This window comes from Viridibacillus sp. NPDC096237, from assembly GCF_050278625.1.
GTDB lineage: Bacteria > Bacillota > Bacilli > Bacillales_A > Planococcaceae > Viridibacillus.
The window spans coordinates 45,292-67,680 of sequence record NZ_JBNNTI010000006.1 but is presented as its reverse complement, the minus strand read 5'-3'; the positions used below and the strand labels follow the sequence as shown (position 1 = coordinate 67,680).

At 37.4% G+C, this 22,389-nt stretch carries 17 protein-coding genes and 2 pseudogenes; 9 read left to right on the top strand and 10 right to left on the bottom strand.

The window, feature by feature from the left end:
- Positions 1–33 precede the first annotated feature (33 nt).
- On the bottom strand, positions 34–423 hold the full coding sequence (locus ACQKMD_RS06185) for a ferritin-like domain-containing protein (RefSeq protein WP_427750370.1): 390 nt from the start codon (positions 421–423) through the stop codon (positions 34–36).
- A 70-nt stretch (positions 424–493) separates the two neighbouring features.
- Between ACQKMD_RS06185 and ACQKMD_RS06180 the strand changes: the two genes are divergently transcribed.
- A complete protein-coding gene (locus tag ACQKMD_RS06180) occupies positions 494–697 on the top strand; it encodes a YheE family protein (RefSeq protein WP_427750368.1) in 204 nt (67 codons plus the stop codon).
- Between the two features lie 956 nt (positions 698–1,653).
- On the opposite strand, the gene ACQKMD_RS06175 is transcribed toward ACQKMD_RS06180, so the two are convergent.
- The 3 genes from ACQKMD_RS06175 to ACQKMD_RS06165 form a co-directional block, all read right to left on the bottom strand.
- Positions 1,654–2,274 carry a hypothetical protein gene (locus ACQKMD_RS06175; protein WP_427750366.1) on the bottom strand — a complete coding sequence of 207 codons (621 nt, stop codon included), beginning with the start codon at positions 2,272–2,274 and terminating at the stop codon, positions 1,654–1,656.
- A gap of 219 nt (positions 2,275–2,493) precedes the next feature.
- Positions 2,494–3,255 (bottom strand): hypothetical protein, encoded by a 762-nt coding sequence (locus ACQKMD_RS06170; protein WP_427750365.1) that lies wholly within the window; start codon positions 3,253–3,255, stop codon positions 2,494–2,496.
- 20 nt (positions 3,256–3,275) lie between these two features.
- A complete protein-coding gene (locus ACQKMD_RS06165; RefSeq protein ID WP_427750363.1) occupies positions 3,276–7,085 on the bottom strand; it encodes a DEAD/DEAH box helicase in 3,810 nt (1,269 codons plus the stop codon).
- A 553-nt stretch (positions 7,086–7,638) separates the two neighbouring features.
- On the opposite strand from ACQKMD_RS06165, the pseudogene ACQKMD_RS06160 reads away from it, so the two are divergent.
- A pseudogene (locus ACQKMD_RS06160) lies at positions 7,639–7,948 on the top strand (transposase); the annotation flags it as partial.
- Positions 7,949–8,103: 155 nt separating this feature from the next.
- Here the strand turns inward: ACQKMD_RS06160 and ACQKMD_RS06155 are convergent.
- Positions 8,104–9,369: an MFS transporter gene (locus tag ACQKMD_RS06155; RefSeq protein ID WP_427750446.1), complete on the bottom strand. Its 1,266-nt coding sequence runs from the start codon at positions 9,367–9,369 to the stop codon at positions 8,104–8,106.
- 145 nt (positions 9,370–9,514) lie between these two features.
- Between ACQKMD_RS06155 and ACQKMD_RS06150 the strand changes: the two genes are divergently transcribed.
- Entirely contained in the window at positions 9,515–9,676 is a 162-nt protein-coding gene (locus tag ACQKMD_RS06150; protein ID WP_427750362.1) for a hypothetical protein, read from the top strand.
- 53 nt (positions 9,677–9,729) lie between these two features.
- Here the strand turns inward: ACQKMD_RS06150 and ACQKMD_RS06145 are convergent, their stop codons facing one another.
- Positions 9,730–11,478, bottom strand: coding sequence for an ABC transporter ATP-binding protein (locus ACQKMD_RS06145; protein ID WP_427750360.1), 1,749 nt, complete (start codon positions 11,476–11,478; stop codon positions 9,730–9,732).
- Positions 11,478–13,217 carry an ABC transporter ATP-binding protein gene (locus ACQKMD_RS06140; protein ID WP_427750358.1) on the bottom strand — a complete coding sequence of 580 codons (1,740 nt, stop codon included), beginning with the start codon at positions 13,215–13,217 and terminating at the stop codon, positions 11,478–11,480. The genes ACQKMD_RS06145 and ACQKMD_RS06140 overlap by 1 nt, the downstream gene beginning before the upstream one ends.
- 596 nt (positions 13,218–13,813) lie before the next feature.
- On the opposite strand from ACQKMD_RS06140, the gene ACQKMD_RS06135 reads away from it, so the two are divergent.
- The 3 genes from ACQKMD_RS06135 to rsgA all read left to right on the top strand — a co-directional run bounded on the left by ACQKMD_RS06135 (position 13,814) and on the right by rsgA (position 17,788).
- Positions 13,814–15,163, top strand: a complete 1,350-nt coding sequence (locus ACQKMD_RS06135) for a hemolysin family protein (protein ID WP_427750356.1) — start codon at positions 13,814–13,816, stop codon at positions 15,161–15,163.
- 87 nt (positions 15,164–15,250) lie between these two features.
- Positions 15,251–16,147: a cation diffusion facilitator family transporter gene (locus tag ACQKMD_RS06130; RefSeq protein WP_427750354.1), complete on the top strand. Its 897-nt coding sequence runs from the start codon at positions 15,251–15,253 to the stop codon at positions 16,145–16,147.
- Between the two features lie 558 nt (positions 16,148–16,705).
- Positions 16,706–17,788 (top strand): ribosome small subunit-dependent GTPase A, encoded by a 1,083-nt coding sequence (rsgA, locus tag ACQKMD_RS06125; protein WP_427750353.1) that lies wholly within the window; start codon positions 16,706–16,708, stop codon positions 17,786–17,788.
- A 52-nt stretch (positions 17,789–17,840) separates the two neighbouring features.
- Here the strand turns inward: rsgA and ACQKMD_RS06120 are convergent, their stop codons facing one another.
- The 3 genes and pseudogenes from ACQKMD_RS06120 to ACQKMD_RS06110 all read right to left on the bottom strand — a co-directional run.
- Positions 17,841–18,488, bottom strand: coding sequence for a response regulator (locus ACQKMD_RS06120; RefSeq protein ID WP_427750351.1), 648 nt, complete (start codon positions 18,486–18,488; stop codon positions 17,841–17,843).
- An 11-nt stretch (positions 18,489–18,499) separates the two neighbouring features.
- Positions 18,500–19,615, bottom strand: a complete 1,116-nt coding sequence (locus ACQKMD_RS06115) for a GAF domain-containing sensor histidine kinase (RefSeq protein WP_427750349.1) — start codon at positions 19,613–19,615, stop codon at positions 18,500–18,502.
- Between the two features lie 263 nt (positions 19,616–19,878).
- A pseudogene (locus tag ACQKMD_RS06110) lies at positions 19,879–20,104 on the bottom strand (carbon-nitrogen hydrolase); the annotation flags it as partial.
- 139 nt (positions 20,105–20,243) lie between these two features.
- Here ACQKMD_RS06110 and ACQKMD_RS06105 point away from each other — a divergent pair.
- The 3 genes from ACQKMD_RS06105 to ACQKMD_RS06095 all read left to right on the top strand — a co-directional run bounded on the left by ACQKMD_RS06105 (position 20,244) and on the right by ACQKMD_RS06095 (position 22,048).
- Positions 20,244–20,669, top strand: coding sequence for a disulfide oxidoreductase (locus ACQKMD_RS06105; RefSeq protein ID WP_427750347.1), 426 nt, complete (start codon positions 20,244–20,246; stop codon positions 20,667–20,669).
- Positions 20,670–21,140, top strand: coding sequence for a thioredoxin family protein (locus tag ACQKMD_RS06100; RefSeq protein ID WP_427750345.1), 471 nt, complete (start codon positions 20,670–20,672; stop codon positions 21,138–21,140).
- A 62-nt stretch (positions 21,141–21,202) separates the two neighbouring features.
- Positions 21,203–22,048: an RluA family pseudouridine synthase gene (locus ACQKMD_RS06095; RefSeq protein WP_427750343.1), complete on the top strand. Its 846-nt coding sequence runs from the start codon at positions 21,203–21,205 to the stop codon at positions 22,046–22,048.
- The last annotated feature ends 341 nt before the right edge of the window (positions 22,049–22,389 follow it).

Below are 22,389 nucleotides of genomic sequence, written 5' to 3'. Positions count from 1 at the left end.
TTAATAGCTATTGAAGTTTGGGATTTCAACCTATTATAGAGCATTGTAAATTGTTGAAAAGCGAATAGCGTGCTCCATCTCATCTTGCATAGCGATAAAAAATGGATATTGTCCTTGTTGAAGTGGTGTATTTAAGAACATTTCTTTATATAAATCCGTCGCCTCTAGCTCTTCGCCAATTGCTTCTTTAGCACAAGCTTTAAGGTTATTACACGGTGGCCTTTTCGTTAAATTTTGTACATATCCCTCAGTCATCATATAATAAAGCTGTTGGAACATTTCATAATGACTCTTCTCATCTGTCATTGCATGCTCGATATACGATCTCCATGTCGGATCCTTTGTCAGCTCGAGCATCGATTTGTACCAAAAATAAGTCTGATATTCATCTTGAATCGCTTTCTTTAGCTGTTCTTCAAACATACCGCCATCTCCCATACGCTTTTTCACACTATATGCGAACGGGACCAACACTATGAAAAGGGGTATACATATGATTCAACATTTCAGCTTCAAACCACTATTCGAAAATACCAAATTACCAGGCTGGCAAATCGCCTTCTTCTACAAACACCAACGATACGAAGGCGAATACCAAAAAGACGGCTCCATCATCTGGACAGGACCAACACCTCCAAATGAAGAAACCGTTAAGAAAATGATACATGAACTAATGCTTTATCATGTGTATGACTAACTAAATGCTGAAGGCGCTCGTTCAGACTCGACAGGCGTTGGAGGGCTCGAACACAAGACGCTTTTTGTCTTGTGCCGAGAGACCGAAACGATCTGAGAGTCTAGCGCCGGAAGCTGGATATCTTTCTTAAGGAGGCAACCTAAAGGCGCGACGTCCTGTCGCAACGGTTGCATGACCAACATCCTGTTGGCCCAAGGCGCTCGTTCAGCTGCGAGGGCGTTGGAAGGCGGAAGCCAAAGTCGCTCTTTGACTTTGAGCGCCCGACTGAAACGACCCGAGCCGCTAGCGCCGGAAGCTGGATATCCTAAATGCTGAAGCGGCCCGTCAAGACTCGACAAGCACTGGAACTTTCGAATTGAAAACATCTTTTAGTTTTCGACCGAGAAAGTGGAAGTGACCTCGAGAGTCTGGCCGCTGAAGCTGGATATCTTTCTTAATGCTGAACACGCCCGTATAGCTGCGACTGACACTGGAGGGCTCGAATCAAAAGCATCACCACAGCTTTTGTCCGAGAGACCGAAGTGACCTGAGCAGCTGGCGTGTGAAGCTGGATATGTTAGTTTAGGGAGGCAACCTAAAGGCGCGACGTCCTGTCGCAACGGTTGCATGACCAACATCCTGTTGGCCCAAGGCGCTCGTTTAGACTCGACTGGCGTTGGAGGGCTCGAACACAAGACGCTTTTTGTCTTGTGCCGAGAGACCGAAACGATCTAGCGTCTAGCGCCGGAAGCTGGATATCTCACTAAATGCTTCAGGCGCTCGTTCAGCTGCGAGGTCGTTGGAAGGTGGAAGCCAAAGTCGCTCTTTGACTTTGAGCGCCCGACTGAAACGACCCGAGCCGCTAGCGCCGGAAGCTGGATATCTCACTTTAGGTAGGCAACCTAAGTTCGCGACGTCCTGTCGCAACGGTTGCATGACCAACATCCTGTTGGCCCCTGACCTCAGACTAAACTCTCCTATATATCTTTTTCAGAAAATGAACAGCGTACAAAATAGACAGCAGGATACTTCGCCGTTTTTTCTCCTAATCCACTAGGGTTATTATATAAATCCCAATCACCAATAGAAATACCTTGATCTTGCTTAGAATAAATCACTTGTGCTAACACCATATCTTGCTCTACCTTTACTTTTTCTGAAACAATATTTGCTGAACCAGAAGAACCGGTTTTTGGTAGTTCGATATTACCTTCACTAGAATAAATCGCTTTATCATCTAGTACAGCGATTCTAACAATGGCATTAGATTTTCCATCGGGAAGTCTCCTGAAGCTTACGACAAACTTCCCTTTTTCTTCAATTCCCACACTAACAGCTACAGCATCCTTTTCTTTTAGTTGACCAAATTCATATTTCTCTACCCATAATTTTACTGACTTCCACTTCTCATCAACTTTAAATTCATGTAAAAATGTTGGATTATCACCATCACCAGTGACGGCTTGAATTAAACTTTTTTCACGATTTGAGAGCTCTAAATGTTGAATATAGTTTTCGCTTATTTCCTTATCTACTTTCTCACTACACCCCGCTAATACAAAAACAGACAAACAAGCAGCCAATAGTATCTGTTTCATTAATATCACCCCAGTTCATTGAATAGCCTTTCTTAATTATCTATTAAAGAACATAAAAGATGAATATTTCATTTTCATCGATCTTTAACTAGGTTCATAAAATCATCGATTACTTAACTACAATTAAATATTTCTGCCACAAAATAAAAAAGCATTATTAAAAGTCCACTCCTTCAAAGTGCCCCTAATAATAATGCCTTTTTTAATAATATGTTTTAGTTATACCTTTAAATACTCTTCTCTCCACTTAACAACTTCTTTTTCAATCAGCAACTTCTCCAACTTTTCATCCCATTGAGATAATAATGTATTCCAAATTCGGACGAAAAGAAGGTCTTGCTCTCGATTGTATAAGATAAACTCCAGACAAGGTATATCATTAATTTGCTGTGCTTCTTTTGATAAAACTTCAGTAATAACCGTTTGTTCTTCACCTTCTTCTTCTGATTCTCGGCTATTTTGTAGAACTTCTATTAACTCTTCCTCTACAAATTTTAAAGACTCCTCGGGCTCTTCTGAAGCATATCGAAATAAATCTGGTAACTCGTCATACTCATTCATCTGATTAATTTCAACAGGCAAAAATGCCTCGTGGCAAGCGCTATAAAGTAACTGCTGGGTTTCTATTTCTTGCTCTTCTTCAAACACACCGTTTTCGAGTTGGATTTTACCTTTAGATGTAAGAAGAAAGTATTTCTCCCCTTTTTCAATCACCCCTGTCTTCGTTAAACTGCTTAGAAGATCTTGAATGAAGAGATCCTCTACTAACAGTAGTTCACCTAATTCGTTAGCATTTGAAATTTCTGCTTGTTGGAAAGTCAGTAGTGTCATTTTCATTAAAATATCCATTTTCAAGCGTTTCACTGGTTGGTAGGTGACGTCAATTGTTTGCACGGGTACGCACCAGCTGGAAGTTTTTAAAATCTCCACTTTTCCATTTTGTAATACTTCTCGTTGTAATCTTTTTTCAAGAGCTTTCAAACTCGGTCCTCCTTTCCCTTTTACTCTTTCACATTACCGTCTTGGTCACGGAGGCCATTTTGTTCTTTAACTGTTTCTAATAATTGACTATACATATCTCTTGCATGTCTCTGTTTCGCCCTTTGTGTAAACATTTCAGTACTACCTACAAGAATGAGCATTTCTCTCGCTCTCGATAGAGCTACATTTAATCGACGATAATCATTAGCAAAGCCGATATCGCCGCCTTTATGTTGGGTATTACGAACCATACTAACGATAATAACATCCATTTCCATACCTTGGAACTTATCAACAGTACCCGTGCGTAGATGTAAATGTTGTAGATTTAACTCTTGTTGGATAAGGCGGTCAATTTTTTTAACTTGCTCTCCGTAAAAACTGATAACTCCAATACTTTTACGTTCATTTTGCTTTATCTTCCCTGCCGCTTTAGCCATCTCTGTTGCTTGGTCTAAATCTTGCAACATCTGACGAATTGTATCCAATTCACCTTGGTTGAAACGGCTTTTACCATTTTTCATTTGTTCTTCAAAATACGGCGTTTCATTTGGCATATCGATCCATAATAAGTGATCAGCCCTTTTTATATAATGCCCCTCTAGGAAATGGTCTCGAACATTATCTGAATCAATTAGACCACATTGCAATTGGTCATCTTCATTTTCATAAAAAGGCGTAATTGTTTTCATAATATTCTCGTGCATACGATATTGAATGGCTAGCATTTGTTTATTATCTCGAGGGAGGTTTTTAAATAGGCGTTCGAATAAAGATTCTTTTAATAATTTTTTTAGCTCTGCACTTTCTTCTAGTGCATCACTTTCATCTATAATAGACTTTAATGTTTCTTCTAACGTATCGTCCCCAACTAATGGTGGTAGCTGATGATGATCCCCTACTAGTATGATTTTCTTTCCTTTTAACATTGGCAGCAACAATTCTGGTGGTGTTGCTTTTGATACCTCATCGATAATTACGACATCAAATGTTGGGTAATTATCCATAAACTCTTTACGAGCGGAAGCTACACATGTTGTCCCAATAACATTGGCATGTCGTACATACATTTTGCGAATTTCATCTAAATCATGCTCATTGGCTTCTTGTAATAATGTATACCATTGTTTTTGTAGCGCTTGTTTAATAGGTAACTGCGCTTTGTTGTGCTGGAGTTTTGTTATTTTCTCTGTAAGCTTTTTAATAGCATAATCTGTTTGTAATTGTTGGTCTTCATAGTCTTGGTCAAGGATTTCTTCTAAAGCTTTTAAATTCTTTTCTTGTTGTAAGCCTTGAGAATTGATCTCTTGAATTACTTGTTTTTTTTCTTCAAGTTCACTAGCTATCGAAGTTCTTTCTTCCATTAACTTTTGATGTTGCTGCTGCATTTGTTCTAACTGAGGCATTGTTTGTAATACTGCTTGATAGGTTGTTTGAACATGCTGTACTTCTAATTCTAGCTTGTGTAATAGTGCTGTTAGTTGCTCTGTATTGCTAGAGGTAGGTACGTCAGACAAATTTAATTTTAGTTGGTCATATCGTTTTTGAAGCTGGGCTTGTTTATCCTTTAGTAGCATCCCTTTATTCGTTAAAGTACTTTTCTTATGCTGTGCGTTAGTTAATACTTCAGTTGTTTGTTTAATCACTTCTCTTTTAATCATCTCAAACAATCTAATAGCTTCTTGTTTTAATTGTTGTAGGATGACACCCTGTTCCCAAACAAATTTCCTTCTTAAATAAAGTCGCTCTAAATGCATCTTTAACTGTGCAGGATTCACAACTTTTTCTGTTATTAAAAACTGCTTCATATAATCTATCGCTTCATGCACTTCTCGGATAGAATAGGATGAATAGCTATCTTCTGAACGTGCGTTAACTTGTTGCAAAATAATTTGAGCAGCCTGCCCCATTTGCTTCTCTACATAGTCAATCGCTGCTTTCAACTTATTATTTACAGCCATCCAATCGTGATAACTAACCATTTGACTTTTAATTTTCTCTAATGCATTAATCTGTCGGTCAATGATGAACCCCATTGGAATATCATACTGTTGCATAAAATTAGTTAGTTCATCAACTTTCGTAAAGTCATTTAACGCATGTTGCAATTGATGTAGTTCTAAAATATTTTTTTGCCAGTTCATATATTCTGTACGAGAATCATTTAGTTCTACATTAACAGCATTCAATTCCCCTTCAACTTGAAGGTATAGCAATTGATTTCTTGTTAGTTCAATTTCATTCGCTAACCGATTAGTCTGCTCAAGTAATTTTTCACTGGATTCATTTGTTTCAAGAAAATGCTCTAGCTCTTCTACCTTTGCTAAGACCTGCTCGTATTTATTGGCTACTTCTCCAAAATGTTCTTCAAGGTCCCGAAGCTCTCTTCTTAAAGTTCCTAATGTCTTCTTTAGTTTTTGAATTTCTTCAGTAATAACTTCATAATCGACTTTTGCTTGTTGTTGTTCTACTATTTTTTCCTTGATAACTAATAAACGGGATTCCAATGTTGGAAGTTCTTCTTCACATGTCGCTAATGTTGAAGTAAGTTCAGATTCATGAGTAGCGTGCAACGTTAGCTCCCGCTCGATATCTTGTAACGTTTGCTCTCTCCAATACTCTGCTACATTTTCTTCAATAAATTTCTTGCCTTCTTCTTCAATACTTTCTGTTCGACCAAAGCGTAAAATGCGAATGTCTTTATTTGAAAGTAGTCGACTTAATGCATTATCTACAGCTAAGTTAGACTGAGATGCCACTAATGTACGCAAACCTGCCTTCGCATTTTGTTGACAAATTTCTGAGATAACTGTTGTTTTACCAGTTCCAGGAGGTCCTTGAATAACATATAAGTCTTCTGCAGACATGGCACCAATCACTGCTTCTTGCTGAAATTCATTTAAACGGTTATGAAACTCTAGTTTTGCTCTTTTCTTTGGTACTTGGATTCGAGGTCGATCTTCAAATAAAATCTTTTCTAGATTGGCATTTGCTGCTAAGCCTTTTTCTAAATCAACAAACCCCTTACGTAACCTTCGAATCTGGCTTAAAGTAGCGAAATTACTAAAGACGACTTCTTTTGTTTTTGGTTTTAGCTGATTTTTACGAAGTTTCTCCCTTATATAAGGACGTAGCTCAATTTCTACTGTTCTGTTCGCACGATTTACTTTTAATACTTCACCAAGTTCATCTCTAGAGTCTTTAAATTTAGCACTTAAACCCTTTGCTTTATTCCATTCGTTATCCTTTAAGCCACTACAATTTAGAGTTATTCTACTGAAATCTTCATTAACCGAAAGCTTTGAAAATGATGCTGTCATATCTTCTATCGTGGCATCACGCTCTTGAATTTTCAAATAACCTTCCCAGCTAGAAATACGTTTTCTAACATATTCTGAACGCTCTTCAGCTATTGGTAACTGACGAATTTTAGAATGGAGTTCAATTGGCAACCCTACTGTATTTTTAGGAGTTGTCACGAATTCTAACTGTGTGGCAAATCTTCTATTTGTTCGCACAGGAACCCTAGAACTAATAACACGGAAATTTGTGGCCAGTAGCCCTTCATATTTCACAATACAATTCATCACTGCAACTTGACTATCTAGCTTCTCAGCAAGGTTCGTATTTGCTACATTGTCAAAATAAATTGTAATTGCTGTCTCTCCCTGTGCAGAATTACTCATTCTTTCAATATGTACTAAAAACGATTTTTGAATATGAAAAAAAGCATGCTCATCTTTTGACCATGCTAAAATTCCTTCACGTGCTTTGTTTGTCATGATTAGGTTTGTGCGCACTGTTTCAACTTTAGCTACTACTTGTCCCATGAACATATCTTCCTCTCTTCGAAATTGGTTAATTTTTAAAAACACTAATTTCTATAATAGCAGTTTTGCTATCGTATTTGAATTTTCGAATGTTAGAAAGGCGATGGTAATTGATGTATTATGGAATAATTATTAATATAACTATAAAAAAACACCTACCTGTTGATTTATATCCATCACAACATGTAGGGCACTGAAAAAGTCCATAAAATGAATTTTAGCCATGGCTTTTTCTTCGATACCGTTAATTTCCGTTCCGGCGGACGCTTTCCTGGGGACGAACCTTGAGCCTCCTCGTTGCTAACGCTCCTGCGGGGTCTCAAGATGTTCACTAATTCCCCAAGGAGTCGCCACCTGCACTCCAATCAACTAGTTTTATCGTTTTTCTGAGTTTTTCCGATTCACACCTAACCCTTTATTATGAAAGGACTAATTCAAGGTGGTGTAGACCATGATTTCCAAGCAAGAAACATTCACTCTAAGCCCTTATATGACGCGTTACGATTTAATTGTGTCTAGAGAGAATATGCTTCGTCAAATCAAGGAACTCGTTACGTATTACTTTGACATAGAAAAATGTAAGGTTTCTCCATTATAAGATGGCTGTTATAAAGGCGGTGCCAAAAGCAAAACGTATCCAGTTTCCATAAAATCAACCGAACATGAAGAGCAAGAGGATTTCTAAGAAATGGAAAAATTTGAAGACTTAAGAGAAAAAGCGCTATAAAATTGAAGCGAAGAATAGTGTGTTGAAAAATCCGCATGGCTACAATACGGCAAAATCGGTGGGTTTATTTGGCCCGGAAGTCCAAGGAGCTACAACATTATTTGCGGTGAATTTGAAACGTATCATGAGCTATTAAATGAAGAACAAGGAAAGTACAAAAAAACACCGGCACTTTCTGTTCAAAATCGAACGAAAAGTGCCGGTGTTTACTATTGAAGAACATTACATTTTAATACCGTAAGTTTATCAGTGCCCTGTACAACATGTAGATGTTTTTTATTCATATGTTTTTCATGCTTCAGCCAGTTTTTTATTCCGTCCAAACACCAGATAAAAATAAGTCGATGCAATTAAGTACAATATTCCTGTAATCGTAAACGTATAGGCATAGCCCCAGTAGGGCCCAAACCTCGTAACAAAGAAGGCAGCTGGTAGTCCCATCGATGCCCACCCAACTTGGAATACCATTTGATTAACTGAGTTCCCTAAACCTTTATATTTATCATGCACAATTTCCATAGCAATAGCCGATTGGATTGGATTTGCCGCATTCATCAATGCTTGGCGGAATAAAAAACCAATAGATGCTACAAATAAAGAATTCGTAAATGCAGTTAAAAATAGAAATGGAATGGACAAAAACTGAAATATAATAATAGCCCGTACTTCACCCACACGTTTAACTAGTGCAGGTCCTATCAGCATTGCAACAGCTGTCATTGCTGATCCTAGTGCCAAAATAAGTCCGATATATGTATTGGATGCATTAAAGCGATTGGCGAAATACAAATTTAAATATGGAATGACCAGCCCAGAACCTATTCCAATAATCAATTGTGCTAAACCAAATAGTACAATGATTTTTATATTTTCTTTAAAGCTCGCACTTTTTTCCGATTCTTTTACTACATCTTTGATAGAAGCTACTGAATCTATGGCAACTTTCTTTTCCATCTTCAAGCGGAACAATGGGATTAATCCAATGACAAAGATTGCGACCCCACTATATAGTGATACTCGAATTCCTTCGACAGCAGACAATTTCAATAGAAAACTTGCGCTGTCGGCTACAACTCCACCAAGTAAATTCCCGATAAAGCCTGCAATTGTCATGATTGAAAAGTGAATACTAAATAACTTCATTCTTTCGGAAGCCTTTGAGTTTTCAGCTAAAAATGGTACCCCTGAAACTTGAGCTACAGCCCATACAATTCCAGTTGCGAATGCTGCCCAAAGCATCGGTTGCTCAACAGTGACAATACTTCTATAGAAAAGTGTGATGGCTGTTAATGCTGTTCCTATAATAAGCGCCCACTTACGTCCAAAGCGATCACTTAGTAGGCCCGCTGGAATTAGTATTATTGCGGTTGCTAATGCAGTCATCGCAATAACATTTCCATTAACAGCTTCCTTCATGCCTAATTCCCGAATATATAAATTATACATAACATTGAATACGCCCATTCCTATTTGAATAAGTATATTCCCAATAATGAACAATTTTATATTTCGATTAAAAGATTTGATACTATGTAACCAATCTTGCCACCAATTCAGAAGAGACACCTACTTTCCATCAGCGAATTAATTCGTCACCCTAAATATACGAGTTTCGGCAGAAATTCGCAATAGCTACTTGCATCAAATACACTAACCTTAATAAATATTTCATTATATTTCTCAAATCGGAGGATACATTTGTATGCCAGTAGTAGTCTATTATTTTATCTTCTCCTTTTTTGTTTCACTACTAATTAGTGGCATATTAAATGTCTTTTTGGAAACCACTTCAAAAATGAACTGGCTTACCTCTATTACCTTTTGTGCAGTTCTTTCTATTTTCATCGCAGCTATATTGAACTAATTATTCCATTAAAAGAGACCCTTCAATTGCTAATGCAATGAAGGGTCTTCATATTAACTGATGTTTTTTTCACCTGATTGGAGTTTATACATTTGTTCATAACGCCCGCCTTGTTTCAGTAGCTCGTCATGTGTACCCTGTTCTACAATTTCACCACGATCTAATACTAAAATACGATCTGCATTTTTAATAGTAGAAAGTCTGTGCGCGATGATAAATGTTGTACGTCCTTTTTTCAATACATCCATTGCGTGCTGAATGATTTCTTCAGTTTCTGTATCAATATTCGAAGTTGCTTCATCAAGGATTAAAATTGCAGGATCAAAGGCAAGCGCTCTAGCGAATGAAATCAACTGTCGTTGACCAGAAGATAATGTACTACCTTTCTCAATCACTGGCTCATCTAAGCCCTTCGGTAAATTTTTCAAAACGCGTTCACCACCGACTGCATCCAATGCTTTCTGCACGGTGTCACGTGTAATCCTAGGATCTCCTAAACTAACATTCGATTCAATCGTACCAGTAAATAAATAAGGGTCTTGCAATACAATTCCCATATGCTCGCGAATGGTTTGACGAGAATGCTCTTTAATGTTGATACCGTCGATTTTAATTGCACCTTTTGAAACATCATAAAAACTGAAAAGTAAATTCATAATAGAACTCTTCCCAGAGCCAGTATGACCAACAAGAGCGACCGTCTCCCCTTGCTTTGCTTCAAAATCAATATCCTTCAGCACATATTCTTGCTCCTTATAAGCAAACCACACATGCTCAAAGCGAACATTCCCTTTATATCGAGAAATGCGTTTATCTACTACGGGTTCCCCTGGCTGATCTAATAACTCAAAGACACGCTCTGCTGCAACGTTCGCTCTTTCTAAGCGAGCCAACTGATTAACAATTCCAGTTACAGGATTAAATAAACGTGTAATATAATCAACAAAAGCATATAGCATACCTACTGAGATAGCAGCTGCGCCATCTAATTCAGCACTGCCAAAATACCATATAAAGAGGACAAATGTAAGCGAGCGAATAACACCTACTAAATTGTGAGATGTAGCTGCATCTAATATAAGCAGTTTATTTTGATAGCGGTAATGTTCTTCATTTAATGCCGCAAATTCATCTTCAATTTGTTTTTCACGACCAAAAGCTTGAATGATTGTCATCCCATTAATCGATTCATTGATCATACCATTCATATCCGATACTTTTCCTCGTACGATATGATTATACTTGGAAGCATACTTACGATAGACAATCGTCCAAACAATCAAGATTGGTATTACAAATAATGCGATTAACGCCATCTTCCAATCAAGGAAGAATAACGCGATATAAATACCGGAAATCGTCATGAAGCTCGCAGCGAATTGTGAGACAACTGTTACAAACAAATCACGAATGGCTTCCGTATCATTTGTAACACGCGCAACCACTTTTCCAGCTGGCAAATTATCGAAATAACGAATCGGCAATGTTTGAATATGCTCATATACTTCATTTCGCATTTTTTGAATTATACGATTTGCACCCATTTGAAGTAAAAGATATTGACCATAGCGGAAAATAGCTGCTACAACTGCTAATCCAAAGAATACAGCCAATAAAATGGCAATCGGTTGAAAATCTACTCCTGCAACTTCTGCTTTTGCAATATGCTCATCAATAATTTTCTTTGCTACTAATGGTCCCGCTAAGTCTGCAGCAACAGCAATAGCTAATAATAACAGGCCTGAAATAAGTAGCTTTTTATACATCAAAGCATATTGAAATAATCGTTTACCAGTACCCATTATTTCACCCCCTCAACTTGCTGACGGTCATGCTGTTCTTTGTACCAGCCCTCTTCTTCAAGCAATGTTTGATGTGTACCTTCTTCAACGATACGACCATCCTCTAATACTATGACCCAATCAGCATGTTGAATTGCCGATAAGCGGTGTGTCACAATAATGGTCGTTTTATCGCTTCTAGCTGTTTGGATATTTTGAATAATCGTTGCCTCTGTTTTAGCATCAACAGCAGACAAGGAATCATCCAATATTAATATTTCTGGATCACGAATTAATGCGCGAGCAATCGAAATACGTTGTTTTTGCCCTCCAGATAATGAAACCCCTTTTTCTCCAACTAGTGTTTGCAAACCGAGTGGTAACATTTCTAAATCACTCTCAAAGTTTGCTAAACGAATTGCTTCATGTAATTCGTCATTTGTCGCATCTGATTTACCGAACAAAATATTCTCTTTCACTGTTCTTGAAAATAATACGTGGTCTTGAGGTACATAACCTATCCAGTTACGAACCTGCTCCTTCGTTTGATCATGAATCGGACTATTTGAGACAAATAGATCACCTTCACCGTTTGGATATTCACGTAATAACTGTTTAACGACTGTCGTCTTTCCACTACCTGTTTTCCCAACAATCCCCAGCGTTTGCCCTTTTTTCAAAGAAACCTCAAGATTTGCCAGGTTAATAGAAGCTGATTGTGGATATTGGAATGTCACATCTTTGAAGACAATAGACTCTGGATTTTGAATGATTGTTGGAGTTTTTGGATCGACAACATCTTCTTTGTCGTCTAATGTTTCTTGAACACGATCAAGTGACGCATTCCCGCGTTGCATAACATTGATGAGTTCTCCAATTGCGAACATTGGCCAGACAATCATGCCTAGATACACATTAAATGTAACTAGTTCACCTAAAGTCATTTCTTGCCTAGACACTAAATAAGCACCGAAACCAAGACCAATCATGTAGCTAAGACCCGTTAAAACCTTTGTAATTGGGTTAAATAATGCATCGATTTTCTCAACATGCATATTTTTTTTGTAAACATCTTCTGTCATTTCACTAAATTGCTGCTCTGTAGCACGTTCTTGAACGTACGCACGAACAACACGCACACCCTCTACAGCTTCAAGTACGCTATCGTTCATTTCACCAAATACGTCTTGAGCTACCATATAGCGCTCATGAATTCTCTTACCAAGAATTTGCATAACAATCGCTAAAATCGGTAATGGTAATATAGCAGCTATTGTTAGCTTCCACGAAACAAGGAATCCCATTGTTAGTAAAATTGTTAATAAGTATAATGTCGAATCAATTAGCGTCATAATACCAAAACCAGCTGTTTCAGAGACAGCACGTAAATCATTTGTAGATCTCGCCATCAAATCTCCAGTGCGATTTCGTTCATAAAAAGGTGGTGACATTTTCAAAAACTTTGTCATGAGCTTTGACCGTAGTTTTCGCTCTATTACATTCGCTCCACCAAATAATTGATGTTGCCACACAAAGTTAACGATATACGCCACTATCAAAATAACTAGCATCGCAGCAATATAAAGTATAAGAGACTGACTAGTTATTGTTTCTGAGTGGATTGCATCAATCGATTGACCAATAATCCACGGTGGCATCACTTCAATGACGTTAGCCACTAATAATAAGGCAATAGCTATTGCATAACGCTTTCGGTTTTCTTTAAAAAACCATTTTAATTTAAATAATACCTCGAACATTTAATATTCCTACTTTCTTATTTTGGTTTTACACTAACCGTCTTCAATCGAATCCTTGTTAAATTTCTTTTTCCGCTTTTGAATATACATATTCAGCTCTCCTTATTAAATTTTGCACTCGTAATTTACTTAAAAAGGCAACAAAAAAAGCGCATACCCTTTTCAGAGCATACGCTTTTGAAAAAAGATACAGGTACCTACACCTGTACCGATTATTTACATAAGTTAAATTACAGACTTAATTTCCGAATAGGTAGGTGTGGATTCATTATTTAGTTGTACAATTAAACTTCTTAACTTTTTCATGTTCCATACCTCCATTTCCATAAATTGTTTAGTACCTCTCAATATTAGCACTCCGAATTTTGAATTGTCAATACTTTTAGAAAAAAATGGGTAATTTAATTTTATTCTTACTTTTGACAACATTTCATTCTTTAATAACCAATTATTATTAATAGGCAAAATAAAACATGTAGATGATTTGTTTTTTAGCGCTACTTGTCTTATCATTATATTACTTAACTATTTTTTATATTACAGGAGGTGTACACTTTGTTCTCACCCCTCATTTGGGTCAGGAACAAAGGAAGTCTTTGGACATAGCCATACGGTTGACAGCATTTGCTGTCTTGATCGCATGTTCGGCTTTTTTCGTAGCAACTGAATTTTCTATCGTTAAAGTCAGAACAACTCGAATTGATCAGCTTATAGCTGAAGGTAACAAAAAAGCTTTAAAAGCAAAAAAAGTAGTATCTAATTTGGATGAATATTTATCCGCTTGTCAGTTGGGAATTACGATTACTTCTTTAGGACTTGGTTGGCTCGGTGAAGAGACAGTATCAATTTTATTAAGACCGATATTTGATTTGTTTTCTCTTGAAGGAAATGTGACATCTGTTCTATCCTTCGTGCTATCATTCTCTATCGTGACATTTGTTCACGTTGTAGTTGGTGAATTAGCACCTAAAACGCTTGCCATTCAAAAGGCAGAATCTGTAGCATTAGCAACAGCTGGTCCTTTGATTACGTTCCACAACATCATGTATCCATTTATTAAAGCGTTAAACTTCTCTGCACGCTCATTATCATCACTTTTCGGTTTAAAGGATGTATCTGAATCGGAAGTAGCTATGACTGAAGAAGAGTTGCGCATGATTTTATCGGATAGCTTGAAAAGCGGTGAAATAAATCAGTCTGAATATAAATATGTGAATAGCATTTTTGAATTCGACGATCGTATTGCCAAAGAAATTATGGTACCTCGTACTGAAATCATTAGTATTGATAAAGAATTGACACTTAAAGAGGTTTTCGAAGTAATGGGTGTTGAGCAATATACACGCTACCCTATTATTGATGGAGACAAAGATCACATTATAGGTCTCGTCAATATGAAGCATCTATTAACTGCTTACATTAAAGACCCAGCTAATGGCTCTAAATCGGTGTTGGAATATATGCAGCCTATCATTCGAGTCATCGAGACAATCCCAGTTAGTGACTTATTGTTGAAAATTCAACGAGAGCGTATTCATATGGCCATCTTAATGGATGAATACGGTGGTACTTCTGGCCTTGTAACAATCGAAGATATTATCGAGGAAATTGTCGGTGATATTCGAGACGAGTTTGATGCAGACGAAATTCCTGAAGTCCGCAAAGTAGATGAGCATCATTTTATCTTTGATGCCAAAATGTTAATTGAAAACGTAAATGATTTCCTTAAAATTGACATTAATGAAGATGATATCGATACTATCGGCGGTTGGTTTATGACCAAAAACTTTGATGCCGTTAAAGGCGAAGTAATCACTGAACAGGGCTATGAATTTATCGTAAAAGAAGTAGATGGTCATCATATCTTATACTTAGAAGTTATTAAGTTACCAGATGAAACCATCAACGATACATTAAATAATGAAAGTTCATCTTCAGAACATTAATAATGAAAATTTAACAAAGAACGACGCACACTCCTAATAGTGTGCGTCGTTTTATATTGCCCATAAATCTTGCAAGGAGGAAACATTGTGGAGTTATATACAAATTTAAGACAAGGGGAAAAAGGCGCTTGGCTAAGTATCGCTACTTATCTTATACTCAGCTCTGCAAAGCTCACAATTGGTTTTATTGGTGCATCTACTGCATTAAAAGCTGATGGACTAAATAATACAACAGATATTATTGCTTCTGTGGCAGTTCTAATCGGGTTACGTATTTCACAAAAGCCACCAGATGGAGATCACCACTATGGCCATTTAAGAGCTGAAACGGTAGCTTCTCTAATAGCATCATTCATTATGGCAGTCGTTGGTTTACAAGTTTTGTTCAGTTCAGGTAAAAGCTTTATCGATAACAACCACTCATCCCCTTCCCTGCTAACCGCAGTTGTTGCTATTATTAGTGGTATTATCATGTATAGTGTTTATCGCTATAATTTAAAGTTATCTGAAAGGACTAAGAGTTCCGCTGTTAAAGCTGCCGCTCTTGATAATCGTTCAGATGCATTAGTCAGCTTTGGTACTGCCATTGGTATTTTAGGTGCTATTGTTGGTTTTCCAATAATTGATTCCATTACTGCAATCATTGTTGGTATTATCATTATTAAAACTGCTTACGAAATATTTTTTGAAGCTGTTCATACATTAACTGATGGCTTTGACGAAGAAGAGGTTGAAACATTATCAACACTTGTCCGTAATGTAGATGGTGTTATTCACCTCGTAGATTTTAAAGGACGTAATCACGGGAATATGGTGTTTGTAGATTTAACTGTCACCGTTAATCCTGAGCTAAATGTTTGGAAAAGTCATCAAATTACCGAGGATATTGAAAATACGATTCGTCTAGCTAAACCGTTGACAGTTGTACTTGTCCATATTGAACCAGATGGTTTAATACATGAGCATAATTCCGCCTTAATGTAATTTTTTGATAATAATTGAATATTTATGTTGACATTATATTTCCATTTTGATAATCTAAGAACAACTTTAAGGAAAGCAGGTGAGGTTTTATGACAAATTTAATGAGCATTGCATCAACGCAAATCGGTTTGTTACAAAATACTCGCCATCCGTATGCTTTTTAAGGATACTTTCTTTTATTGTGCGTGTATAAACTGTAGCTGCCGATTTGCAGCTACAGTTTTTTTTATCTTAAATGCTGAAGGCGCTAGTTCAGCGGCGAGGTCGTTGGAAGGCGGAAGCCAAAGTCACTCTTTGACTTTGAGCGACCGACTGAAACGACCCGAGCCGTTAGCGCCTGAAGCTGGATATCTTATTAAATGCTGAACACGACTGTTTAGCTATGACTGGCACTGGAGGGCTCGAACACAAGACGCTTTTTGTCTTGTGTCGAGAGACCGAAGTGACCCGAGTAGCTGGCGTGTGAAGCTGGATATCTTAATTAAATGCTGAGGACCCACTTTCAAAAACAGTTACCTCGGCTCAATATCTCTACACACACAATAGGAGGATTTACAAATGACAAAATTACAAGATTTCGGCTGGAATACAACTTGGGAAGAAAAATATAAAATCGCCCAAGCTTCAAATAAATTAGCAAAAACAATTCCCGGACGTGTATTACTAGAGCATAAGCATTCTTACCGTGTAATTACGGAACAAGGAGAATGGCTATCCAGTCCATCGGGAAGCTTCCAACATACCGCTTTTGAACGACGTGATTTCCCTGCAGTTGGCGATTGGGCATTAGTTGAACAAATGCCTGGTGAAGAAAAAGCGATTATTCATGCTGTATTGCCACGCACTTCTTTGTTTTCGCGTAAAGTCGCAGGTGCTACTACTGCAGAGCAATTAATTGCGGTCAACGTTGACATCGTTTTTTTAATTATGAGTTTGAACTTAGATTTTAATCTACGGAGATTAGAGCGCTATCTAATCGCTGCCTGGGACTCAGGTGCGACTCCAATCATCGTATTAACAAAAAAAGATTTATGTGAGGATGTAGAGCCATTTATTCAAGCAGCAGAATCCGTTGCTTTTGGTGTCCCCATCTATACAGTAAGTAGTTTTACTGGTGAAGGTATTAATGAACTTCAACAATTACTAGTAGATGGCAAGACAGCTGCACTTTTAGGTTCATCTGGTGTTGGTAAATCTTCTTTAACTAATGCACTTTGTGGCTCTGAAGTAATGTTCGTCCAAGAAGTTCGTGAGGATGATGATAAAGGTCGCCATACCACTACACACCGAGAATTATTTAAAATTCCAGGCGGTGGCTTATTAATTGATACCCCCGGAATGCGCGAGTTTCAATTATGGGATCAAGGTGAAAGCTTAGATAGCAGTTTTAAAGATATAGAGGAATTATCAACTCAGTGTCGCTTTAGAGATTGTGAACATAAGCGTGAACCTGGATGCGCCGTACAAATTGCCATTCATGAAGGAACGCTGACAAACAAACGATACAACAGCTATATAAAGCTAAAACGTGAATTAGCTTATACCGAAAGAAAGACTAACGCTCAAGCACAAATTGCTGAACGTAATAAATGGAAACAGGTTTCAAAAACCATACGCCAAAAACCACAGAAAAAACGTTGAAAAAAGCTGTCTTATTAGTCATATCGATGACTATAGGACAGCTTTTCTTCTATTATTGTTCACTCGATTCAGTTAAGCCATGCTTTACTGCATAAAGTGCCGCTTGTGTGCGATCTTGTACTTCTAACTTAGAAAAAATATTCGAAATATGTGTCTTCACTGTTTTCTCTGTAACAAATAGTGAGGATGCAATTTCTCTATTACTCTTACCTTTAGTTAATTCAGCTAGTACATCACGTTCTCGAGGTGTTAAAGTATGCTTCATATGTGGCAAATCTTCTTGCATCTCACGACTTTTAATAAGTTGTGTTGTCGCTTGTGGATGCAATGTATTTTCTCCTGCCATTATTCTACGAATTGATGTCACCAATTCATCTGGTTCAATATCTTTCAACTGGTACCCTGCAGCACCAGCTTCAATCGCAGGGATAACATGATCGCTATCCGAAAAACTTGTTAGCATTAAAACTTGCGTGTTAGGAAATTTTTCCTTAATACGTTTTGTAGCTTGGATACCATCTAACTCAGGCATGACCAAGTCCATTAAAACAATATCCGGCTTTAGTTCCGACGTTAATGCCACTGCTTCCTTACCATTTTTAGCTTCACCAATAACCTCTATATCCTTCTGCGTTTTCAGAAAAAATAATAATCCTCTTCTTACAACATGGTGATCGTCTGCGATTAATACTCTAATCATCGAAATCCCCCTTAATATGGTAGACGGATTAAAATTTCCGTTCCCCTTCCTATATTGCTCACCCAATCAACCTTACCGCCTAGTGCTTTTGCACGATCTCTCATGCTTTGCAAACCGATTGATGGCAAATTCACAAGTGAGTCTACTTGGAATCCCCTACCTTCATCTTTAATTACTAACAACACATCTGACTGTGTAATAATGACAAAAATTTCTGCATCCTTTACACCCGAATGCTTGCGTACGTTATTTAGTCCTTCCTGTGTGATACGAAATAACGTTTCTTCTACACGAGAAGGCAATTGTAAAACACCTGAAACATTCACAGATAGGTTAAGGCCTAACATTTCTGCATAACCTTTAATCGCCTCCATTAAGCCACTTTCTAATCCTTTAGGACGTAACTGCCAGATTAAAGCACGCATTTCTGTTAAGGCTTCCTGTGTTAAATTTTGAATTTCCTTAAACGTTTCCTTCAATTCTGATTGCTCAGCCATTTCAATTCCTGCACGAGATGTTAACGTAACAGAGAATAATAATTGATTCACTGAATCATGTAAATCCCTCGCCAATCGATTTCTCTCTTCTACTAGTGCCATTTGCTGTTCTTGTTTTGTTAGTAAAATACGTTTAATCGCGGAACCCATTTGAAAGGCAACTGATTCTAACAGAGCAAGCTCATCATCAGAAAAACTGACGGTGTTTGGCGTAGCTACATTTAATAGTCCAAAGCGCTCCTGCCCAGATTGCAATGGGACTGTTGCATGATGAGTAATGCCTCCATCACCCTCTAGTTCAGCTGCGTTGGCACTTTCAATACGTTGACATTCAATTATATTAGATGCTTTTTTTAATTCATTGTTACGATATCGTGATACGCACCAACAGCCACCCTTTTCTAAAAAATGGCACTTATTATGCTTTAAAGCTTGTGGCAAATTATCATGTGCTATAAGCTCATGTTTACCTTTTTTATTTATAAAAAATACCCAACCTGTTTCAAAATTCGTACCTGCTAAAAACTTTCGCAAAGCGCCTTGCAACATTGCTTGAATTTCAGTTTCTTCATTTAGAAGTTCGGCAATTTCCTTGAGTAAACTGATGTTAGAATGATCATTTGGCTGCATGTAATTGCCTCCTTCCTTTTTCCATCCATAAATATATTGTATCTACTATGATAACACTGCCTGTCATACCTTCGCATGAAATAGCCCTCATCCTTTTGACCGAGAAAATAGAAAAAACTACCTTATCTATTCATAAAATAAGGTAGTATAAACTTTTTACTCTTTAAAATATTTTAAACGGTATACATCATGACGACGATCTTTCAAATAAGCAACAATAACACTTATCGTTGGCTCCTAAAACTTCAAATCAACATCATCATTGAATACTCCACGAATTGCTTATGATAGATTGGAATACGTCCCCTAAATAATAGATTTCAAATTGAATTGACGAGCCAAATCTATTCGTGCATCATAAAGACGTTGCCCCACTTTCATTCATTGATAATTTGAGTCTTCTATGATTTCGATTCCGTATAAATTATAGCTATCTAGATTATGCTTGATAATATACCCATTATCCGTTACATCTGAACACTTATATCGACCAGCATTAGTTATTTAGACATTACACCTTCACAAGAAAGCTCTTTAAAGAATTTTTTATCAAGAATAAATATTTTACATATATTCTCATTCCCTATATAATTCAAAGGGAAATACTCTAATAATAGGAGATTTTTATATGACAAAAAAAGTTGAGAATAGTTTACTATTCATATGGGTTGTCTCATTGGTCGCAATGCTTGGCTCCCTATTTTTTTCAGAAATCCAACAATACGAACCTTGTAAGCTTTGTTGGTATCAACGTATTTTAATGTACCCAATTGTCATCATTACAACTGTGGCTTATATTCAAAAAAATGCACGTATTGCGGTAACTTTAGCTGTTTTCTCCATAATCGGGGGCTGTATTGCCATCTATCATTATGGCATTCAAAAGTTCGAATTTTTATCGAGCTCTGCAATTACATGTGGTCGTGTGCCTTGTACAGGGCAATATATTAACTGGTTTGGCTTCATCACCATCCCATTCCTTGCATTAACAGCATTTGTCTTAATCGCAGGAGCAAGCTTTTACTTGTTAAAAGCATCGAAGGAGGAAAAATAATTGAAAAAGCTATTAATCATTGCCGGCGTGATTGTTCTCTTATTTGGACTAATCATCTTCTTAAACAATCAAGGAAATGAAGAAAAATTAAAAGCAAACCTTTATGACAAAGACGATTTAAAACAATCTACAATTGATTTACTTAGTGATAAAAACTATCAAAACATCATCACACCGACAGAACTTGAGAAAAAGCTATCTAAAGGCGACCCAACAGTGGTATACTTCTTCAGTCCAGAGTGTACACATTGTAGAGCTGCAACACCTAAATTAATGCCAATAGCAAAAAAATTAGGTGTACACATCGATCAATTAAACTTAGATGAGTATGAAGTAGATGACAAGTACAACATCAAAGCAACGCCAACACTTTCTTACTTTAAAGATGGTAAAGAGATTCAACATATGGAAGGCGATGCTGATAAGGCTACTTTCGAAGCATTCCTAAAACAAACTGATCTCGTGAAATAATACAACTAGTAAGGATTATGTTGTACAAACAACGTAATCCTTCTTTTAATGGAGGAATAATAATGAAACAATCTTGGACTTTTACGATTCTAGAAGATAACCAAACAATTGAAGAGCTACTCCGTGAACAGTGGAGGCTTGGTAAAAAGACTGTACATGAATTACGTATGACAAAAGCCATCTCAGATACAAATGGCGAACTTTTACAATGGAAAGACCCTCGTCCAAAAGGTATGGAGATCGTCATCACTATGGATGTCCCTGAATCTTCATATGAAGCAACTCGTGAATGCGAAGTTAAAGTAGTGTACGAAGATCCACATTGCTTAATCGTTTCTAAACCAAAAGGTATGGCTACACATCCAAATGATCTTTGGGATCGCTTTACATGCATGAATCATGTTATGAAATATATACAAGACCAAGGTGGCGTGTACGCAGAACATGTACATCGTCTGGACCAAGGTACAGCCGGACTTTTACTCGTTGCTAAACATCCAATCGCAAAATCTATTTTCGACCGTTTGTTAGAAGAGAAGAAAATCCTTCGCGTTTACGAAGCTGAAGTTCAAGGCCATATGAAGGAACGCAAAGGAACAATTCGCGAAGCAATTGCTAAAGATCGCCACCATGGTACTCGACGTCGTGTTGCACCCGAAGGACAAATGGCTATTACAAACTTTGAAGTTGTTCGTCATCTGCAATATTCAACAATCGTCAATCTTGTATTAGAAACAGGACGTACGCATCAAATTCGTGTCCACCTTTCACATATAGGTCACCCAATTGTCGGAGATACTTTATATGATGCAAGAGAAACAGCATCTGGCGATTATTCTCTACACGCAAGAAAACTTCAATTTACTCATCCATTCACAGATAAAAAAATGGAGATTATTGATCAATAAATATTAATATAGTATCTCCGAGCAGTTTATTGCTTGGAGATACTTTTTTATTTGGAGGAGTGGAGTGGATAGGTGTTACTCACTCTGGCTCTGCTTTGGCGGCTTTGGCCCTACTCACTGGCTTTAGCGCTACTCACTGGCTTTAGCGCTTCTCACTGGCTTTAGCGCTTCTCACTCTCCCTTTGGCGCTACTCACTGGCTTTAGCGCTTCTCACTGGCTTTAGCGCTACTCACTCTCCCTTTAGCCCTACTCACTCTCCCTTTGGCGCTACTCACTCTCCCTTTAGCCCTACTCACTCTCCCTTTAGCCCTACTCACGTCCTCTTTTTCAAGCAATAAAA